Annotated in this window: 12 protein-coding genes and 1 pseudogene; 11 read left to right on the forward strand and 2 right to left on the reverse strand. The window is 54.8% G+C overall.

Features of this window, described 5'->3' with window-relative positions:
* The first annotated feature begins 215 nt into the window (after nucleotides 1-215).
* The 4 genes from ACR3E4_RS03785 to ACR3E4_RS03800 are packed head-to-tail and all read left to right on the forward strand — an operon-like array spanning nucleotide 216 to nucleotide 4,055.
* A complete protein-coding gene (locus ACR3E4_RS03785; RefSeq protein ID WP_480534118.1) occupies nucleotides 216-917 on the forward strand; it encodes a hypothetical protein in 702 nt (233 codons plus the stop codon).
* Between the two features lie 41 nt (nucleotides 918-958).
* A complete protein-coding gene (locus ACR3E4_RS03790) occupies nucleotides 959-2,332 on the forward strand; it encodes an aspartate ammonia-lyase (RefSeq protein ID WP_480534120.1) in 1,374 nt (457 codons plus the stop codon).
* A gap of 22 nt (nucleotides 2,333-2,354) precedes the next feature.
* Nucleotides 2,355-3,374 carry a glycoside hydrolase family 3 N-terminal domain-containing protein gene (locus ACR3E4_RS03795; RefSeq protein ID WP_480534122.1) on the forward strand — a complete coding sequence of 340 codons (1,020 nt, stop codon included), beginning with the start codon at nucleotides 2,355-2,357 and terminating at the stop codon, nucleotides 3,372-3,374.
* 48 nt (nucleotides 3,375-3,422) lie between these two features.
* Nucleotides 3,423-4,055 carry an HAD family hydrolase gene (locus ACR3E4_RS03800; protein WP_480534124.1) on the forward strand — a complete coding sequence of 211 codons (633 nt, stop codon included), beginning with the start codon at nucleotides 3,423-3,425 and terminating at the stop codon, nucleotides 4,053-4,055.
* A 40-nt stretch (nucleotides 4,056-4,095) separates the two neighbouring features.
* On the opposite strand, the gene ACR3E4_RS03805 is transcribed toward ACR3E4_RS03800, so the two are convergent.
* Entirely contained in the window at nucleotides 4,096-4,629 is a 534-nt protein-coding gene (locus tag ACR3E4_RS03805) for a hypothetical protein (protein WP_480534126.1), read from the reverse strand.
* Nucleotides 4,630-5,378: 749 nt separating this feature from the next.
* On the opposite strand from ACR3E4_RS03805, the gene ACR3E4_RS03810 reads away from it, so the two are divergent.
* The 6 genes and pseudogenes from ACR3E4_RS03810 to ACR3E4_RS03835 all read left to right on the forward strand — a co-directional run bounded on the left by ACR3E4_RS03810 (nucleotide 5,379) and on the right by ACR3E4_RS03835 (nucleotide 18,535).
* A complete protein-coding gene (locus ACR3E4_RS03810) occupies nucleotides 5,379-12,368 on the forward strand; it encodes a GAF domain-containing protein (protein ID WP_480534128.1) in 6,990 nt (2,329 codons plus the stop codon).
* Nucleotides 12,369-12,371: 3 nt separating this feature from the next.
* A complete protein-coding gene (locus ACR3E4_RS03815; protein ID WP_480534129.1) occupies nucleotides 12,372-12,713 on the forward strand; it encodes an Hpt domain-containing protein in 342 nt (113 codons plus the stop codon).
* On the forward strand, nucleotides 12,706-13,731 hold the full coding sequence (locus tag ACR3E4_RS03820) for an adenylate/guanylate cyclase domain-containing protein (RefSeq protein ID WP_480534131.1): 1,026 nt from the start codon (nucleotides 12,706-12,708) through the stop codon (nucleotides 13,729-13,731). The genes ACR3E4_RS03815 and ACR3E4_RS03820 overlap by 8 nt, the downstream gene beginning before the upstream one ends.
* Before the next feature lie 297 nt (nucleotides 13,732-14,028).
* A complete protein-coding gene (locus ACR3E4_RS03825; protein WP_480536669.1) occupies nucleotides 14,029-14,916 on the forward strand; it encodes a tyrosine-type recombinase/integrase in 888 nt (295 codons plus the stop codon).
* 12 nt (nucleotides 14,917-14,928) lie between these two features.
* Nucleotides 14,929-16,127 (forward strand): annotated as a pseudogene (locus ACR3E4_RS03830) (IS91 family transposase).
* Between the two features lie 494 nt (nucleotides 16,128-16,621).
* On the forward strand, nucleotides 16,622-18,535 hold the full coding sequence (locus tag ACR3E4_RS03835) for an adenylate/guanylate cyclase domain-containing protein (protein WP_480536642.1): 1,914 nt from the start codon (nucleotides 16,622-16,624) through the stop codon (nucleotides 18,533-18,535).
* A gap of 51 nt (nucleotides 18,536-18,586) precedes the next feature.
* Here the strand turns inward: ACR3E4_RS03835 and ACR3E4_RS03840 are convergent, their stop codons facing one another.
* A complete protein-coding gene (locus tag ACR3E4_RS03840; protein ID WP_480536643.1) occupies nucleotides 18,587-20,221 on the reverse strand; it encodes a winged helix-turn-helix domain-containing tetratricopeptide repeat protein in 1,635 nt (544 codons plus the stop codon).
* A gap of 166 nt (nucleotides 20,222-20,387) precedes the next feature.
* Between ACR3E4_RS03840 and ACR3E4_RS03845 the strand changes: the two genes are divergently transcribed.
* Nucleotides 20,388-20,804, forward strand: coding sequence for a hypothetical protein (locus tag ACR3E4_RS03845; protein ID WP_480536644.1), 417 nt, complete (start codon nucleotides 20,388-20,390; stop codon nucleotides 20,802-20,804).
* Nucleotides 20,805-21,106: the final 302 nt, after the last annotated feature.

The raw sequence follows: 21,106 nt of genomic DNA on the forward strand, positions 1-21,106 counted from the left end.
AGTTCATTTATCCGGCGTGTCAGGTGACAAAGCGGGATAAGTCTGACTTCACGATCAGCGCTGGGATCGAATGAATCAATTTCGCAGACGCAGGAACGGCGTCGCGAATTTACGCTCTTATCGCGTCACAGTGCGTCAGCTTAAAAGAGCGGTGCGAAATTGTGGTTAGGTTTGTTTTCACAGAAACTCGAACGCGAAAACACATGGAGTGAGACATGACCGAGGCCACAAACACTCAGCGCGACCTTTGCTTTGCCGACGCATACATGTCCGCAATTCTTGTCGAGAACGTCGACAACTACATCGCAGACGGAATTGTCGTGAACTTATCCACCGACGTCATCTATGTCGAAGGCGAAGTTGATACACCGATCCAACCGTGGCGCTCGGCCACCTTGCGCGGCAAGGCTGTTCGCAAAGCGGACCGTATTGCGGTTTTGAAGATCGAAAACCTTGAACAGCTTGGCGGCGTCATGCTGCGTGGATGGGATTGGTTTGGTGACATCTATGATGGGTTCCCCCGCGAGACACCGTTGTTCATGTCTTCGATCGACTCCGTTGGCTTTGTCACCGAAGACCCGTTCGTTTTCACACGCGAGCGCACCGATGTTCGGAAACCGCAGCAGTTCGAGATCAAGCTGAAATGCTGGTGGTCGCCCAACGAAACGGATTGCTTCATCCACAATGAGCACCCGTTCCTTGAGGTTCACACCCAGATCCACGGATATGGCCGCATGCAGAAGTTCCGCGAGCGGGATGCTGCAACCGTCTATGAAGACGTGATCATGGCACCGGGCTTCACCCATGAACCGTTCTGCATCGTGACCGGCGAGAACAAGTGGACCTATCCGTGGCACCGTTATTACACGGATCTGGAAAGCATTTGGCTGGCCATCGAGCTACACCCGGTCAATTGACCGGAACCTCGCATTCCACCCCCCCCTCGAAGGCCTCACGCATGACCGATGCCAGAACTGAAACCGATTCAATTGGGGCGCTCGATATCCCCGCGAGCGCCCTTTTTGGGGTTCACACACAACGGGCTGTGAACAATTTCCCGATCACAGGAACGACGCTGTCTGCTTACCCCGAGCTGGTGCGCGGCATCGTGCAGGTGAAGAAGGCCGCCGCCCTCACCAATATGAAGCTTGGCAGTCTACCGGAAGAGATTGGCGCAGCGATCATAGATGCCTGCGACGAGATACTGTCCGGGAAGCACCTCGACAGCTTTGTCGTTGATATGGTGCAGGGCGGGGCAGGAACCTCGACCAACATGAATGCGAACGAGGTCATCGCCAATCTTGGCAATCTGAAGCTTGGCCACAAGGCTGGCGACACGCATGTCGTCCACCCGATCGACCACGTAAACCTATCTCAGTCGACCAACGACACCTACCCATCGGCCATTCGCCTGGCGATCCTTGATCAAGTTGAATCTTTGGTTTTGGCTCAGGGCCTACTAATCGAGTCCTTTCGCAACAAGGCCGATGCGTTCGCGACGATCCCCAAAGTTGGGCGAACTCAGCTACAAGACGCCGTTCCCATGACACTTGGCGCCGAGTTCAAAGCCTTTGCCACGACGATCAGCGAAGATGTGGGACGGATAAACGAGATCTCGCAATTACTGGTCGAGGTGAACATCGGCGGCACGGCAATTGGAACAGGCTTAAACACGCCCAACGGGTATCAAGAAACCGTTGCATCCGAGCTTGCCAAGATCTCCGGGTATCCTCTGGTCACCGCAGCGGACCTGATCGAAGCCTCTTCTGACACCGGTGCCTTGATGACGTTTTCGGGCATTCTGAAACGCGCCTCGGTCAAGCTTTCTAAGATCTGCAACGACCTGCGCTTGCTCAGCAGCGGTCCACGCGCCGGTATAGGAGAGATCAATCTGCCCGCCGTTCAGGCCGGTTCATCCATCATGCCCGGCAAAGTGAACCCGGTCATTCCCGAAGTCGTCAATCAAGTTGCCTATCTGGTGATCGGCAACGATTTGACGGTCACAATGGCCGCTGAATCTGGTCAGTTTCAGTTAAATGCAATGGAGCCGATCTTGGCCTTCAAGGTCTTGGAATCCATACGCGCTTTGACAAATGCGATGAATGTCCTTCGGACGCGTTGCATTGATGGCATCACAGCGAACGAAGACCGCTGTCGTGAATTTTTGTCAGATAGCCTTTGCCTGTCTGCTTCACTGGTTCCGCTCGTCGGGTACGAAAAGGCCGCGAAGATCGCCAAACAGGCAACGGCGGAAAATCGTCAGTTACGCGATGTCGCCAAAGAAATGAGCGGGCTTACCGACGAACAGCTCGCAACGATCTTCGCCTATTAAACACACCCAAAGAGGAAATCACATGTCCTACACGCTTCAGGAAGACGCAAACGCCATCATCTTCCCGGCCTTCGCCTCAACCGAGTTAAGCGATGCCTGCAAACGCTTCCTTGATGAAGGCGGCATTTCGATCCTCGTCGGGGAAAGCCGCGAAGAATATGTTGCACGGAAGATGACCGATGAGCGCCGTGCCAAAGAAACACCCGAGACATTCACATCACTGGTGGGCAGCGCGAAAGCGCTGACCAGCGATCTGCTGGTCGCGGTGGATCAAGAGCTGGGCGGGATCTGCCGAATGCACGATCTTGTTCCGCAGTTCCCCTCGAACAGTGCCCTCATTGAAATGAGCAGCGACGAGGTGGAAGAGAACGCCTATGAAGTTGCAAAAGCCAGCCAAGAGCTTGGCGTGAACGTCTTTCTGGCACCGATCGTTGACCTGCTGACGGGCGTGAACCCCTGGCTCGAAGGCCGCACTTACTCGACCGATCCAGAAATTGTTGGCCGTGTATCCGCCGCGTACGTGCGCGGCGTGCAGAGAGCAGGTGTCGCCGCGACGGCAAAACACTTCCCCGGCTTCCACAACATCACCGGCGATCCAGCCATTGATCCCGAGGCGATTGTCAAAGACGACGCGAACAGCTATCTGCCGGGCTTTGGTCCGTTCAACAACGTGATCGCTGCGGATGTGGAAATGATCATGGTTGGGCCCGCCATCAACAAAGCGCTCGATCCATCGCGCGCGGCTCTGCGGTCGAAGCCAGTGGTGGATATCCTCAAACTTGACCTTCGCTACAAAGGGATCGTGATGGCGGACGATCTGGATTCCAAGGCCACGATGCGCGGCGACAGCATTGAAGAGGTGGCCCTTGACGCCGTGAAGGCGGGCTGCGATTTCCTGCTTCTCGCAGACATCGACACGCAGCTAAGCGATGTGTCCAAAGCCTTGGTAAGCGCCGCAGAAACCGGTGAGATCTCGCGTGAGATGCTGGCAAGCTCTGCGCAGAAGATGCGTGATCTGGCGAACCGATACGCGACTGATTGATCTCGCTCTGGTGCCGCATTCAATAACTCATTGAGGAGCCTCGAGCCAATGGTAAAGCGCATTTCGTTCGATGATACATCCGTGGATTTCAGCTCGTTCGATGCCGCCATTTTCGATCTGGATGGAACGCTGGTGCATTCCGAACATGTGTGGGAACGCGCCAAGCGAGAGGTTCTTGCATCTTACGATATCCAGGTCGATCCATCCCTATTTCATGCACATATTGGCCGGGGCTTAAAGGGGTTTCTTGATGACGCATTTGGTCGGTCATTGAATGCTCAGGAGCACGAGGAAATCGGCAACAAAATTGGTGCCTGGGCAGATCTGCTTCTGCCTGGGCATCGCACGCCCGTTGAAGGTGCCGCAGATTTCCTACGATCCCTACACGACAGCGGCGTGCGTATTGCGATCTGTTCCTCATCACCGATGCGCCACATTCATAGCGCGATCGAGTTTCTGTCCATTCAGCAGCAAGTGGAGCTTTGCGTGTCGGGTGCAGATCTGCCACGAGGCAAACCTGATCCCCTCCCATACAATGAGACACTTCGAAGGCTTGACGTCGTAGCCAAACGTGCATGCGCCTTCGAAGATTCTGTTTCCGGTATTCAATCCGCCTTGTCGGCGAAATTGGCGGTGTTCGAAGTGGTTGAACCGTCGAGGATACAGAAAAAACCTGAGTGAATTATACCTCACCATGTGCTGACTACTATTCAGGTACCTTCTATGTCATTGGCAGCGAATGACCCCTCTCGTCTCGGGCCGCTTCCTCGACTGTAAAAGCGGCCTGTATCTCAGCGATTGCACACAGTACATCATCCGGGCTTGCCCTGAGTTCTGGGATGTTCGCCTCAATATCATGGGCTGATGCAGCATCTGAAAAAATCGTATCAACCCCAATTCTGATGGCGTTTCGGTGTTGCAGTAGGTGCTCAAAAAACCGCACGTAAATCATCTCCTCGTACGGAGAATGACCATCCGCTTCAGAGATCAAGCCCAATTCTGCGGCCTTGGTACACGTCAAACGCCAAGCCAGTTCCATTGTGGATGGTGGCGCGTCCCTGGCCTCATCAGGATGTCTGGGGTTCGCAAAGGTAGATCTTCGAATAGCTTCGAGATTGGCACGCAAGTTCTTTGTGGGAACCGGATAGATGAATGTGGTTTCCTCTGAAGCTAAGACTGGTTCAACCTGATCCGTCTGTGTCTGGATGAACTCGGAAAACCTGTTTCCGATGATGGGGACCTCACCTACAATCATGTCGTTGGGATCGGTATTCGCTGCCAGCCATCGCGCAAGGGCTCTCCGGCCCCACAATCCGGCTGCCTTTCGGACCAACGGATGAGTTCCATCCGAAACATCTGGATAACTTGCGAGTATGTCGTCGGTCTGAAACGAAGCGAGCCCTGTATCCCACCGGATGATATGTACGCGACGTCCCAACGAGACCGAAATGGATATATGCTGGCGCAACAGAAATGACTTTCCAGACGCTGGTAATCCAGTGAAGAAAACCATGCGGCAACGACGTGCAGCGTCGGCGAGGTGTGTTCCAATCTCGGTTTCCGCAAAACTGTCGATAGAAATTTCGTATCTCCTAATTTGGTGTCGGCCGCAGACCGGAGCGGCGAGCGTTCAAAACCTCCAAGATTGTTGCCCAAGAAATCCGGCGATTTCACAGATGAATTGTCAACCTAAATTGCCCTAAAGCCCAGTTTGAGAGCTTTCCATTGCAGATAGATGCTTCAGCGCTCGCAGCCCAAAGAAGACATACAACAGCGATGTTTGAGTGTTCCGGGAAGTTTAACACAGCTCCTATTTAGGACACCTTTTGGGCAAATAGGGCGGCTTACTTTATGACTCTGCGGATCTTCCCAAGGCCACACCATAACGGCATCGCCCGACCCGCATGGAACACAACCCACAAAGAATCTCTGTGACTTCTATCGTATGCCCTCTAAACTCCGGTCTTGTGTGTTTCATTAGTTTGCGTGGGGGCACGACCGCAGATGGGTGGAAAGAAGGCATCAAGAGAGACTGCTGATTCAGCGTCGTCATCCTCGCAAAGCAGAGGGCTCAGCGCGGATGATCAGCAGGCTCGGTTTGAAGCCACCGCGCGGGTTATGCAGGCGATCTCCGAGACCAAGGATGACATCCAGCCAGTATGCGACCTGATTGTAACGCTGGCAAAAGATCTCTGTGATGCCTTTTTTGCCGGTCTGGTACTCGGGCAAGAAGGGGATGCTCGTCAGCAACTGGTAGCCAGCGTTAATCTACACCCGGATATTCAACAACTCTGGCTCGACGGCAAATACACGATGGAGCCAGGCAACTCCATTGTGACTGACACTATTCTAAGTGGCGAGACAAAACGTGTTGTCGATATGGGCGACACTGATTTCCACAGATCGGGCGATGAGCGCTTTAAGCTCATTGTCGACACTCATGGGTGCAGGAGCAATCTGTTTGTTCCATTGAAAATGGGTGGCAGCGCAATCGGATGCCTGATGTTGGCGCGGGATGAGGTACGACCTTATTCCGACGATCAGGTGCAGCTGGTTGAAACTTTCGCCGCGCAGGCGGTCATTGCAATTGAAAATGTTCGACAGTTTAGCGAGTTGCAGCTGCGTCTGGCTCGTGAAGGTGCCACGCGTGATGTTCTGGAGACGATCAGTCGGTCTCGGGATGATGAAGCGCCGGTCTTTCAGACGATCCTGGAAAACACCGCACGGCTTTGCGAAACAGATGTAGCCACGTTGAGCCTGCTAAATGAGGCAGGAACTCATTTGGAATACGCGGCACATTTTGGCGATCAATTGGCGACTTACAAGGTCGGCGTGGATCGCTGGTCTCTGGACTCAAATTTACAGATCGCCGAGTCCGTGCGGGAAGCGCGCGTCATTCACAATGTCGATTTGCGCCAGACGGACCACTATATCAACGCGGATCCTTGGCGCCGGCAACTGGTTGATGAGGAAGGTGTCCGTTCGTTTCTGACGGTTCCTTTGATGTCAGCAAATGGTGACCCCGTAGGCGTCATTGGGATTTACCGGCGTGAAGTGCGGCCATTTACTGAAGATGAGATCTCTTTGGTTGAGGGCTTTGCGGCCCAGGCTGTGATTGCAATCGACAACACACGTCAAATGAAAGAGCTGCACACCCAGCTGGAACGCCAAGTGGCGACGCAAGAGGTCCTAAGCGTTATCAGCAAAAGCCGGGATAATGATGCGCGGGTCTTTGACGCGGTGCTTCAGCAGGCCACAAGGATATGTGGCGCAGATCAGGCTGCTCTGGTTTTGGTCAATGATGCAGGGACTCACGGGCGGTTGGCCGCGAATTGGGGGCATCAGAAAACTCAATTTGACATCGGGGACGAATGGCCTTTGGACGGTTCGGTAACCGTGGCCGCAGCGATCCGAACTGGCAAGGTTTTTCGCATCGACGATTTGATTGAAACGGATTTTTATCGTTCGGGCGACCCAACAGCGATCATGATGGTCGAAGTTGAAGGCATTCGATCACGCGTAACAGTCCCTTTAATACAAGGCGACCGGGCGATTGGTGCGATCGCGGTTAGCCGCCGCGAAGTCCGCCCGTTTTCTGACCCGGACGTGCAATTCATCGAAGAGTTCGCCAAACACGCAGTCATAGCAATAGAAAACACGCGCCAATTTCGAGAGGTTCAGGAACGACTTGAGCGCGAAAAAGCATCGCGGGAAATCCTCGAAGTCATAAGCCGCAGCCGCGACGACGAAAGACCTGTGTTCCAGAATATTCTCGAAAACTCCAGCCGTCTGTGCAAAGCGCCACTCGCCTTCTTGTGTATCGCTGATCACGAACGCGGGCTCGCAACGATCCCGGCCAATATTGGCGCAAGAACCGATTTTGACGAAGCGCTCAAAAACTTTGTAGAGCCCCTTACACGCACAGAATTAATTGCGATCAAACCAATGATCGATGGCGAAGTCATTCGCCAGGACGATATCGCGGACGATCCCCTTTACTTCAGGGATCGTGACCCGAAACGGGTTCAGATGGTTGAGATTGAAGGAGCCCGCTCGGTTCTGGCAGTTCCGTTGATGAAGGATGGCACCGGTCTAGGGGTGATCGTGCTCTACCGCCGTGAAGTTGCGCCATTCTCAGACGACGACGTGGCACTGGTCCAAACCTTCGCGGCTCAAGCCGTTATCGCAATGGAAAACGTCCGACAGTTTCGCGAAGTTCAGGATCGCACAGCGGAGGTTACGCAGGCTTTGGAATATCAGACCTCTACATCCGAAGTGCTGCGGGTTATTTCGGCGTCACCCAATGAACTGGCACCCGTTCTCGATGCTATCCTCAAAGAAGCGTCGCGCATCTGCGAATTGCAGGATGCCTATGTTGCAATGTTGAACCCCGACGATCAGCTTTTTCATGTTCTTGCAATACTTACGCAGGACACGACCTTTGCGGAATATGTCAAAGCGCATCCTATTTCGCCTGATGAAAGCGGCGTAAGCGGGCGTGCCATACTGTCGAAACGCACCATCTATATCGAAGATGTCGAAACCGAGACGTCTTATACTTGGATGGAGGATAGCGGCGTCGGGGAATATCGGTCCGTGCTCGGGGTCCCATTGGTCAAAAATGGCGACGTGGTAGGTGTAATTTCGGTCGGGTCAACCGAGGTTTCGGGATTTTCCACCAAGCAGATTCAGCTGTTAGAAACCTTCGCCGACCAAGCGATTATCGCCATTACAAATGCCAACCTGTTCCGGGAAGTGGAGGAACGCACTGCCGAGGTCGTGCAGTCACTAGAATACCAGACTGCCACGTCAGAGGTTTTAGATGTCATTTCTCGTTCGCCCAACGATCTTCCACGGGTGCTAGATGCAATCCTGGAAGTTTCCTCACGCATTTGCGATCCAGAATATGCATTCTTTGCAATGCGGGATGCTGACGATGGGTTGTACCGTGTGGCCATGTCCCACAACGTGAGTGATGCGTTTCTTGACTATTTGTCAGACAACCCAATTGCCCCAGAGGAAGGCTCGTGCATCGGCCGCACGGCCCTTCACGGCAAGACTGTTTACATAAAAGATACAAGTAAGGATCCATCTTACACATGGAAGGTGGCGGCGGAGATCGGTGATTACCTTACCACCCTCGGCGTCCCCTTAGTCAGCGAAGGCGTGACCGTTGGTGTTATCGTCATGGCGCACCGGAAGCCCGGGGCGTTTAGCAAAAAACAGGTCAACCTGTTAGAGACATTCGCCTCCCAGGCTGTGATCGCCATCAACAACACCCGGTTGTTCAAAGAAGTGCAGGCCCGCACTGCAGAAGTTGAAGAAGCGCTCGACTATCAAACAGCCACGTCTGAAGTGCTGGGAGTGATCTCGCGCTCGCCAAATGAACTCGATCCAGTTCTTAAAGCTATTTTGCAGGTGGCGGTTCGCATCTGCAAACCCGAAGCGTCTTACGTCGCACTTTTGAATGAAGACACTGGAATTTATGACATTGCTGCGACCCATAATTCCGCCGCAGCTCATTTCGACGTCATAACCCGTCAGGTGCTTGTTCCAGACAAGGGTACGACCACGGGACGCGCCGCGCTGACAGGCAAAACGGTGTATATTGAAGATTTTGAGCGCGACCCGGATTATGCTTGGAAAGAAGAAGCACTGGGTGCCGGATTTCGTTCAGCTTTAGGGGTCCCACTGGTAAAGGATGGGGTCACGCTCGGCGTGATTTCACTTGCTCATTCGAAAATTGGGGCGTTCTCGGACAAGCAGATAGCTCTGGTTGAAACGTTCGCCTCGCAAGCGGTAATTGCGCTTGGAAATGCGCACCTTTTCGACGAGGTGACAGCCCGAACTGAGGAAGTTGAGGAATCCTTAGCGTACCAGAAAGCCACAAGCGAGGTGCTCGAAGTTATCTCCCGATCTCCTGATGCATTGGAGCCTGTGCTAGAGGCGTTGCTAGCCGTTTCGTCCCGCATTTGTCGCCTGCAGGATGCCTTCGTGGCGCTTAAGGCATCCGAAGATGGGAAGTACCATTATTTTGCCGGGCACAATTTGTCGGGCAAATTCGCGGATTTTTTGAAGGCGCATCCTTTTGAGCCCGGGGAAACATCGGCCACGGCACGTGCGCTTCTGCATGGACGGGCCGACTATGTTGAAGATACGCAAGCTGACCCCAATTACGATCCGCTGCTCAAATCCAATCTCGAGGGCTATCGATCCGTCCTTTCCGTGCCACTGATCCGCGATGGTGACACAATCGGCGTTATCAGCATGGGGAGCCGAACCACTGCAGCTTTTGACAAAAAGCAAATCAAGCAGATGGAGACTTTTGCGTCACAGGCGATCATCGCCATTCAGAACTCGCAGCTTTTCAATGACACGCAGACCGCCCTCGCGCGCCAAACCGCAAGCGCGGACGTTCTAAGAGTAATCTCTGAATCCCCAACAGACACAAAGCCGGTTTTCGAGAAGATTGTCGCGCTGGCGACGACCCTCATAGATTGCGACCTGTCGATTGCTATTCAGGCGAACAAGACTGAACTTTGGCAAATCGCCGCTGCGACACCCGATGGCGTCGAAGAAATCACATGGACCGAGCGCCTGCCAATTGATCCCGAAGACAATTTGCCGTCCAAGGCAATCAAGAACGGCAAGACCTTGCATTTGCCCGAATGGCGGTACGATGAGCTACCCCCACGCGATCAAGAGATCATCCGCAGGAAAGGGTTCAAGTCTTCGCTGACAGTGCCTCTGATGCGCGGGACGGAATGCTTCGGCGCCTTGGTATTCATCCGAAAAACTGCCAAAGTTTTCAGCGAAGATGAAGTCGCCATTGCCGAGTCCTTCGCCGATCAGGCCATCATCGCGCTGGAAAATGTTCGCCTTTTCAATGAAACTCAGGCTTCCCTGGCACGTCAGACTGCGAGCGCTGATGTATTGCGGGTGATCAGCCAATCGCCCACGGATACAACGCCTGTTTTTGAGGTGATCGTAGATTCCGCGACACGGCTTGTTTCGTGCGACATGGCTGGTGCGGCGTTGTCGGATGAGAGTTTCTGGTGGCAAGTGGCTTTGGCCTCGCCCAAAGGGCTGATACGTGATTTCGGAAGAACCCGGCACCCGCTGGATCCGCACGACAATTTTCTGTCGTCTGTATTACTTTCTGGAAAAACCATGCATGTGCATGATTTGTCGTCGGGTGACCTGCCGCGGTTGGCAAAGAAGCTTCACGAAGAAAGCGGGTTTGAAGCTTTCCTTGGCGTGCCATTGATGCGCGGAGGCAAATGTCTGGGCGGCCTCTATTTCATCAGGAAATCCAAAACACCCTTCTCGGATGACGATATTGCAATGGCTGAGTCCTTTGCCGATCAATCTGTTATTGCGATCGAGAACGTACGCCTTTTCCGCGAAGCTGAAGAAGCGCGCGAGGCTGCTGAAACTGCCAACGAAGCAAAAAGCGCATTCCTGGCCACCATGTCACATGAGATCCGCACGCCCATGAATGCCGTAATCGGGATGAGCGGCCTTTTGATGGACACAGAGTTGGATGCAGAGCAAAGCGACTATGCAAACACCATCCGCGATAGTGGTGACGCGCTGTTGGGTATCATCAACGAGATCCTCGACTTCTCGAAAATTGAAGCCGGGCAGATGGATATCGAAAACCATCCGTTCGACCTGCGCGAATGCATAGAAAGCGCACTCGATTTGGTCAGCGGCAGAGCCGCCGAGAAACAGCTGGATTTAGCCTATGAGTACGATGACGCGCTACCGCTGGCGATTAACACGGATCTGACCAGATTGCGGCAAATTCTGCTGAACCTGCTTTCTAACGCAGTGAAGTTCACCGAAAGCGGCGAAGTGGTTCTGTCTGTTGAACAATCCGCCAAGGTACAGGGAACGCTCGAACTGACGTTTAAAGTCCGAGACACTGGAATCGGCCTATCCCAAAAGGGCATGAGCCGATTATTCCAGTCTTTCAGTCAGGCAGATAGTTCAACGACCAGAAAATATGGCGGCACTGGTCTGGGTCTTGCGATCTCGAAACGCCTAGCAGAACTCATGGGCGGGACCATGTGGGCTGAAAGTGATGGCGAGGGCAGCGGTTCCACCTTTGTTTTCAAGATCCAGGCCAAACCTGCAAAGCCAGTTAAATCGTCTTCTCGCAATCTTGTTGGCGTTCAGCCTGAACTTGAGGACAAGCGAATTTTGATGGTGGACGACAATGCCACCAATCGAAAAATCCTTTCGCTTCAAACCGAGAAGTGGGGCACACAGACCACGACGTGTGAATCTCCTTCAGAGGCGCTGAACTTACTTGAAGAAGGCGTCGAGTTCGATTTGGCAATTCTCGACATGCATATGCCTGACATGGATGGTGAAGAGCTTGCCAAAAGGGTTCGCGCCAAGAAACCGGGTTTGCCACTTATCCTTTTCAGTTCACTAGGCCCGCGCGACATAGACCTTGAGGATGGGCTCTTCGCCGCCAACCTTGCCAAACCTTTGCGCCAATCCCACCTGTTCGATACCCTGGTCACATTGTTCGCGACTGAAAAACTGCGCGTAGAGCCGTCCAAACCTCAGGGCAAGCCGCAAACAGATCCGAATATGGCAGCGCGACATCCGCTGCGGATTTTGCTGGCCGAGGATAATTTGGTGAACCAGAAACTTGCACTTCGTCTGCTGGAACAGATGGGCTATCGCGCTGATTTGGCCAGCAATGGTGTTGAAGCGGTCGAAAGCGTCAACCGGCAAACATACGATGTTGTTTTCATGGATGTGCAAATGCCCGAGATGGATGGGCTTGAAGCATCTCGTCGTATCAACAAAGCGCATCCGGATGGCAGCCGTCCTCGCATAGTTGCGATGACCGCGAACGCAATGCAGGGCGACCGTGAGATGTGCCTGAAAGCGGGGATGGACGACTACATCACCAAACCGATCCGCGTACCGGTCCTAATTGAATCCCTGTTAAATTCCCCCAGAATAAGAAGGTGATCCATGACAGACAGCCCAATTGATCATGAAATCTTAGCAGAGCTTAAAGACACCACAGGCGAAGAATTTGCAGCCGAGCTTGTGAACACCTTTCTCGACGAAGCGCCTAACATGATTGACGAATTGAAAGCGGCTGCGGGCACGGCTGATGCCGACCGATACCGTCGTGCTGCGCACTCCATCAAGTCGAATGCCAATACCTTTGGGGCGATCGCTCTCGCTGAACGGGCCAGGAAAATCGAGCTCGGAGAGCTGCCTGAAGCCGGGGACCTTACAGATGCAACAGCGCTGGAAACCGACCTTACCATTGCTGCAGCTGCTTTAAGGAGCCTGATCGATGTCTGACGCCCCCGGCCATTTGCTCATCGTCGATGACAACAAGGTGAACCGCTTGCTTTTGTCGCGCAGCGTAGAGCTTTTGGGTCACCAGGCATCGGTTGCGGAAAACGGCCGGGTGGCAATGGAGATGTTGTCTAGCCAGCCATTTGATTTGCTTCTGCTGGATATCGAAATGCCCGAAATGGACGGCTTTCAGGTTCTAGAGGCCGTCAAATCCGACACCGACCTGCGCGATCTGCCGGTGATCGTGACGTCATCTGTTGAGGGGCTCGACAATGTCGTGCGGTGCATTGAATTGGGCGCCGAAGACTACCTGCCAAAACCAGTCAATAAGACACTCCTCAGTGCGCGCGTCTCCAGCGGTCTTGAAAAGAAAAGGCTTCGGGACGAACAAAAGCGACTGTTAGAGCGCTTTGCGACAACGGAGGTCGCACAAGACTTGCAAGAATCCGGCTTTGCGATAGGTGGCAAACGTGCCAACGCTTCGGTCCTCTTCTGTGATATTCGCGGCTTCACGACCCTATCGGAAGATCTCGCTCCCGAGGAAACAATCGACCTGCTCAACACTTTCTACACGCTGATGTTCGAGGCTGTTACCAGCAATGGCGGGATTGTCAGCCTGATGTTGGGAGACGGTTTGATGGCTCTTTTCGGAGTTCCGCAGCCGCTGTCCAACTCCGCGCAAAGCGCAGTGGCGGCAGGGCATGAAATGCACAACATGATTGAGATGTTAAATCTCGAACGGCGCGCAGAAGGGAAAAGTGACCTAAAAATCGGCATCGGAATAGCGACTGGAGAAGTCGTCGCTGGTTATGCCGGCACAGACAACAGGGCGACGTATACTTGTATCGGATCGACCGTAAACCTTGCTGCTCGCCTGGAAGCAGAAACGCAGAAAACTGGAAGTCGAATTCTGGTTGATCAAGAAACCTGCGATCTGTTGGAAAGGGCTAATGTACTAGAGACATTTGTCGGCACTAGGATCAAAGGTTTCTCCGATCCGTTCGACATCCATGCGCTATGACCATTCATGCAACCTGGCGAGCGCAACTACATCGGGTGTAGTTGCGCTTGTGGCTTTGCTTTTAGCCCGATGATTTTCATATGTGGTTCAGTGATTGGAGACTAGATATTGTCAGACTTTGCAAAGTCAGCTTTCTGCGCTTCGCGACCTCGATCTCCTGCACCAAGGGCGGCAGGACGAAGCCGCTATCGCGGCAATGGCGCCTTTGGCCAGCGTTGAGCGCTGATCCGGCCGTTTTGGGATTTGGCGGACCTGTCTGACGATTGAGGTTTCTCAATTTGACGACAGGAGATTCCAATGAAGGAAAAGAAGACGACCCCGCTGCGTGAGCGGATGATCGAGGACATGCGCATTCGTGGCATGTCGCCGAAGACCCAGCAGGCTCATATCCGGGCGGTCAGGTATTTTGCCGAGTTCATCGGGCGGTCCCCTGACACAGCAACGCCGGACGAGCTGCGCGCGTATCAGCTTCACATGACCGACACCGGGGTCTCGACCGGCGTGTTCAATGCCAGGATCGTGTCTTTGCGGTTCTTCTTCGGCATGACCTGCGGTCGTGAGGAGATGAAGCGATACATGCAGTTCCGGCGCAAGCCGAAGAAGTTGCCCGTTGTTTTGAGTGTCGAAGAAGTGGGCGATCTGCTGGCGGCGGTTCCAGGGCCGGGGCTCAAATATCGTGCGGCTTTAGGCATCAGCTATGGTGCTGGGCTGAGGGCATCCGAGGTCTGCAATCTCAAGGTCTCGGACATCGACAGCGACCGGATGTTGATCCATGTGGATGAAGGTAAGAATGACAAGGACCGCAAGGCCATGTTGTCGCCTGCATTGCTTGATTTGCTCCGCGACTATTGGCGGGAAGCGCGGCCTGAGGGATGGTTGTTTCCGGGCAAACCCAAGATCATGGCTTTGTCACCGCGTCAGCTGAACCGTGCGTTCACGTCGGCCAAACACATGGCCGGTATCAACAAACCCGCTACGCTGCATACCCTGCGCCACAGCTTTGCAACGCACCTGCTCGAGGCCGGAACGGATGTTCGAGTGATCCAGGTGCTTTTGGGACATTCCAAGCTCAGCACGACGGCGCGCTATACGCATGTCGCGACCAAAACCATTCGCGGCACCGTCAGTCCCTATGAGATGTTGGAGAAACTGCAGGATCACACCGTCAGGCGAGGACTGGAGTAGCGGCGCGGGTGGATGCCGCGCCCACGGCTGGAGATCGCAGATATCTTTCGGAACTATGGGCCTGCGTATCGGCAGGCCAATGCCGGGCATGTCAGCTTCGGTCAACTGAAGGTGATGTCGGCGATTGAGGCTTGCCGAACCGAAGCGCTTGGCGGGCATGTGGCGGGATGCGCCAAATGCGGCCACCACCACATCGCCTATAACTCTTGTAAGAACCGGCATTGTCCGAAGTGCCAGGGCCCCGCCGCGCGAGACTGGATGGAGGCGCGTGCTGAAGACCTGCTGCCCGTCGAATACTTCCACGTCGTCTTCACGATGCCCGCCGAGATTGCACGCATCGCCTTTTGGAACCAGAAGGCGGTCTACGGCCTGCTGTTCCGCGCATCAGCGCAAACGGTGATGACCATCGCAGCCGATCCAAAGCGACTGGGGGCGAAGGTCGGCATGACCAGCGTTCTTCACACCTGGGGATCCGCGCTGACGCACCATCCGCACATCCACATGATCGTCCCAGGTGGCGGCTTGTCACCGGACGGCACCAAATGGGTGGCCTGCAAGCCCGGGTTCTTCCTGCATGTTCGGGTGCTGGCACTGCTGTTTAGACGCCTGTTCCTGAAAGGGCTGATGGAGTTGCATCGAGCGGGGCCCTTGTGTTCTTCGGTGACCGCGCAGGACTGGCGGATGCTGCTGCCTTCACCAATTGGATTGCCCCGTTCCGCAGGTCCGAATGGGTGGTCTACGCCAAACCGCCCTTGGGTGGCCCTGAAGCAGTTCTGGCCTATCTCAGCCGCTATACTCATCGGGTTGCAATCTCGAACCATCGACTGGTCAGTATGGATGCCGAGACCGTAGCTTTCCGCTGGAAGGATTACCGGATCAAATGTGGTGACCGCCAAAAGGTCATGCGCTTGGCTACACCCGAGTTCATCCGCCGCTTCCTGATCCACGTTCTGCCTGACGGGTTCCACCGCATCCGCCACTACGGCCTGCTGGCCAGTTCAGCGCGCAAGACGAACATCAAGAAGATCCGGACGTTGCTTGGTGTTCAACGCACCGACGAAATCACCGAGCCAGAGCAGGAGTCCGAGGTCACCCCGCTCACTTTGCGCGAGCCATGCCCCTGCTGCGGCGGTCCAATGCGCATCATCGAGATCTTCCGGCGTGGTCAGACACCGATGTCGCGTGCGCCACCACGGGAGCAGGCCGCATGATCCGATGCTTGACCACACACTTCGATATGCTCCGTTCGTCTTTGGCTGATCGGTCAAATCCACTTGCGGTCATCACTCAGAATGAATGCTGTGACTCACAGCACATGGGCTCAATCGGCAAAATGCCCGCGACCAAGGTGGCAGAAAATGACCGCAGCTGGCGCATCAAACACCGTCAGCTGCGCGTCTGTGGCAAAGTCAGCCTCATCCGTCTGCGCTCTTTCCCCATAGCATGATCCCAACCACCGCGGCTTCCTCCTTCCGAGGTTTGTCAACGCGGGCCGCCGAAAGCTCCTGACGGCAAAGTTGCACCTCGGCCCGCATCGAAAAACCTTCAGACAAGCGGAAGTTAGCTGCGGGTGCAAGCAGGTGATGCCTTTGAGGCTGAAGCGGACGTTCAGCCTTGGTTATGAAGCCAATTTAACTGGAATACCAGAAGGGCACACATTGTCGCGACTTCGTGACATCCGTTAGACTGTGAACAGGAGGGTCCTATGCAGCGCCGACTCGCCGCGATCATGGCTGCCGATGTCGTTGGGTATTCGTCGTTGATGGGCAGCGACGAGGCAGGGGTATTGTCCGCTCTCAAAACTCTGCGTTCAGAGATTTTTGATCCCACAATTGCACGACACCAAGGGCGCCTCGTCAAGTTGATGGGGGATGGTGCTCTTGTCGAATTTGCTTCGGTTGTCGATGCCGTAACTTGTGGCGTCGAGATCCAGCGGGCAATGGCTGAGGCTGCTCCGACCATCGCCAACGGGTCGCGATTGCAACTTCGGATCGGGATAAACCTCGGTGATGTCATGATCGCTGATGGGGACCTTTACGGTGACGGGGTGAATGTCGCCTCTCGCATTGAAGGTCTAGCGGACCCAGACGGCGTCGCGGTTTCTGAGAGTGTCGTCCAACAGGCCATGGGCAAGGTGGATGCCGGATTTGAGGATCTCGGACTGAACACCCTGAAGAACATCGCTGAACCGGTTCGCGTTTTTCGCGTCATGCCTGACAGAGCGCCCGCATCCAAACGGCGATCAAACAAACTTCCATTGATGATCGGTGCAGCGGTGCTGGTTGGTCTGGGCGTTGCGGGTTTGGTAACGTGGTGGATCAGCTTTGGTCCCGAGCCGCCCGACGCCCTGACCTTTGATGAAGCCGCTTTGTTGACAGAGCCAACAGGTCCGACCATTGCGGTTCTGCCATTTCAAAACCTTAGCAATACGGACGCCCGCGATTTATTGGCTGTAGGCATTGGTGAAGACATCATTGTTGAGCTGGGGAGCTACCAGGACCTCAACGTCCTATCTCGCCAATCCACTCATTCCGTCCGGCCCGAGGAAAGTGACCCGCGCAGTATCCGGCAGAAATTCGGTGCAGACTACGTACTGGAAGGTACTGTCCGGCAGGTTGCAGATCGTCTGCGTGTGACAGCGCGACTTATAGACACAAGCTCGGGGCTTCAGGTCTGGTCGGACGCGTATGACGATAGCCTCACGACTTCTAATATTCTGGACGTTCAGCTGAACATTACCGAAAAAGTGGCCTCGGCTGTGGGTGATGCGGGCGGGGCGATCAAGCGCATTCACGCAGGTCATGCGCGCGCGAAACCTCCGGAACATCTGTCGTCTTATGAATGTTCTCTGCTACGGGTTGGGTTTCTGAACCGGCGAGATATGCAAGAGCGCGTCCGCGGCTGTATCCTGCGGGTCGTCGAAGACGAACCCGAGTATTGGCGCGGGTGGGCGCAATTGGCCGAGGCACTGCTGACGGATGTGAAGCTTTTTACCGGGCTATATCCAGGGACGCAGGACGAGAAAATTCAACGCGCGGAAGAGGCGACGCGGAAGGCGGTGTCGCTGAACCCGTATTCTGCGCGCGCTCACTTTCTTCTGGCGCTTGTGCTGCAGATTCAGCGCGATCTTGACGGGTTCTTCTCGTCTGCTGAAACGGCGCTGGCATTGGGGACAGATCGGTATCTGCAAGGGCAGATCGGCTATGAGTTCATTTGGTCCGGGCGTCTGGAGTTGGGCGCTGCTCTTGTTGAGAACGCAATTGCGCTTGACCCAAATGCGGCAGATCCAAACTGGTACCAGGCGCTGGCCGAGTATCATTTCCTGAATGGAGATTACGAAACAGCGCTGAGCACCTATCGCAAGGGGGCGCAGCCGGACATTTGGTGGTCGGTTTCTATCGAGGTTGCAATTCTGGCTGAACTGGGTCCACACGAGGCCGCCATTGCCGCGCGAGACCGGCTTAACAGAATTCGACCGGGGATAAAAATTGCCGATATTGTCTGGATGTATCGGCGTTTTGCGCGCCCGGATGAACACATCCTGCCTTTCGTCGAAGCCTACAGGGCGGTGGACATGCCCGAGGGACGGTTTGCCCCGCTTCAGGATAGTGCAGGCTGACCGACGGGGCGCGGTACGGCACAGAGTAGTGTCAAGTCTGGTACCGATTTTTTATTCGGGTACGCCCGCCTTTTGCAAACTTGCCAACCAGATCCGCCGGTTTTCTGGATGGTTCTTCGATCCTGCGAATTGCCTGCGCATTGCGGATATTGACAGTTTGGGGTTAATCTCAAGCGCATCGTTAACAGCCTCTTGGGCATCGTCTTGCCTGCTCATCTCGGCAAGAGTGGCCGCGCTCAACAGGTGATGAAACAGCCGCCACGTATTGCTTGTTGCCACTGCGCCCAATTGCCGGGCTGCGTCCAGCGCCTCTTCGTAGCGTTCCAGGTGAAACAGGATATGGCCCTGGTAGAAGTACATGTTTTGCAACATCGGATCGCGTGGGCTTAACCGGATCGCCATCTCTATCTCGGGTAGGGCGCGGTCCTGCATGCGGAACCAGTCATAGGTATGCGCCAATTCCAGCCGTATACGCGCATCATTGGGGTTGAGCGCGACAGCGCGTTCGAGATTTGCGATGGCTGGATCGGCCTCTCCTGTAAAGCGGTAGATATAGCCAAGGGCCGCATGCGCCTGTGCGTCCTGATCGTCCAGTTCAATTGCCCGTTTGGCCGCCTCAGTAGCGGCAATCAACGTGTCCTGAGGAGTATCTGACCACTGAAAGAAGAATATCGTTCCCAGCGCGCGGGCTAACAGGCTGTATGCTGCCGCGAATTCCGGATCCGCTGCGATGGCGGACTGTGCAAACGTCACCGCGTCCTGCTGGGCCTCTTGCGAAAACACTGCCTGCCGCGCCCGGCCGCGCAAATACAGATCCCACGCACCCATGTCTTCGGTCGGTTTTTCCTGCGACCGTGCTTCGCCGGACTGATATATCTCAGGCAACAACTGGCCGGCGATGGCCCGGCTGATCTCGTCTTGAACATCAAAGACATCCGTTACCTGACGATCAAATACCTCGGCCCAGATGGTTTCGGCGCTGTCGACATCAATGAGTTCTCCGCTGATGCGCATCTGACCATCGGCCCTGCGGACGCTGCCGCGGACAACATAGCCAACCCCAAGGTCGCGCGCGATTTCTATCGGAGTTACCTGATCCTTCGCGTAAGAGAACATCGTTGCGCTGGATACAACGAACAGTTCCCGATTGCGCGAAAGATGCGCGATCAGATCGTCGGTGAGACCATCGACGAAATACTGACCAGTTCTTTCGTCCCCAATATTGTCAAACTGCACAACGGCCAAAGAGGGTTTTCCGGTGTCCGGCAATCGCTGCCGGTCGGCAAATATGGAGAAGGACAGCATGGCGATTGCCAAAGCCAACAGCACACCCGCAACAAGAACGCCGCGTTTGGGCGTCTTGGCGATACGCTCGGACGGGTCATCCGATGCAACCGGGGCCACAAACTGAAACCCGCGCTTAGGAAAGGTCTTGATGTAGTCCGAGCTTGCAGCCGTGTCGCCCAAGGCCTTGCGCACGGACCGGATGCGCGTATTCAGCGCCGCATCGGTGATCGCTGCGCCGGCCCAAATCTCGTCAATAATCTCTTGTTTGCTAACAATCCTGTCCCGGTTCCTGACAAGAAATTCCAGCAATTGCAGCGCCTGAGGTTCCAGAGCAACCGGTTCGCCAAGGCGGTTCAGCCCCTGTTTCGGATCAAGTTGGAACTCCAAGAAACGATACATACTGCAACCTACACTCTGCTATGTCACTGGCTCAACGAAGTTTGCGGATTGTCAGAGGAATGTCAGAAAAAATCAGATTCCGATCAAGCCCGGCGCGTTCGCCCAGCGTAACGTTTCCGGGGGTTAGCTTTTGGTAGCTTTACTCAAAATAATAAGGAGATTGGATATGGCCCAACTGAAAACACTTTGCATGGCGGCTGCGGTCGCTCTGGCGGGGAGCACTGCATTGGCTGAAACGGATCTTGAGGCGGCGTTAGATAACGGTGCCGAGCGCCTCAATGCCGATCAGATCGCTGAGCTTCTGATCGGAAATACTGTCACAGCCACGTCCGGAGAGAAGAGATTTCGCTTTTTCTATGGCCCGAACAATGTCGTGAGCGGAGAACTTACGAACGGTGGATGGAACGGTGCCGGCGCATTTGCCATCACCGATACAGATAAGGTTTGCGTTTCCATGGCGGCCGACAAGGGGCGCTATCGCTGCATGACAGTTCTGCGTGTCGGGGACTCGGTCCAGAAGTTCAGTGCCGACGGAAAGAGAACTTTCGAGCTGCACAGCTTTGAACCGTCTACTGGTCTCTGAGTTTCGGTTTCATTCTGGTTCTCACACTGGACCTGCCATTTTTCTGGCTGAGGAGAAATGGCAGGCAGGAATACAGCGGCCCTGTTTTCCATGCACGGTAGATGTCCGCAATGCGGGCCGCTGCAACATTGTGGACGGGTGCCAACTGGCTCTTTCGGACCGTACTAACCATAAACAATGGCGGTATTAGATGGTTCGCGCCCGTTCGTGCGTCGAGCAGCATTGGTCAAGATGGGCTCGATGCGGACGTTCCGTAAAATTCAGTGTAAGCCCGTTTTGCGGGCAAGGACGAAGCCGCTATC

It is taken from the genome of Ruegeria sp. AP11 (assembly GCF_056535865.1).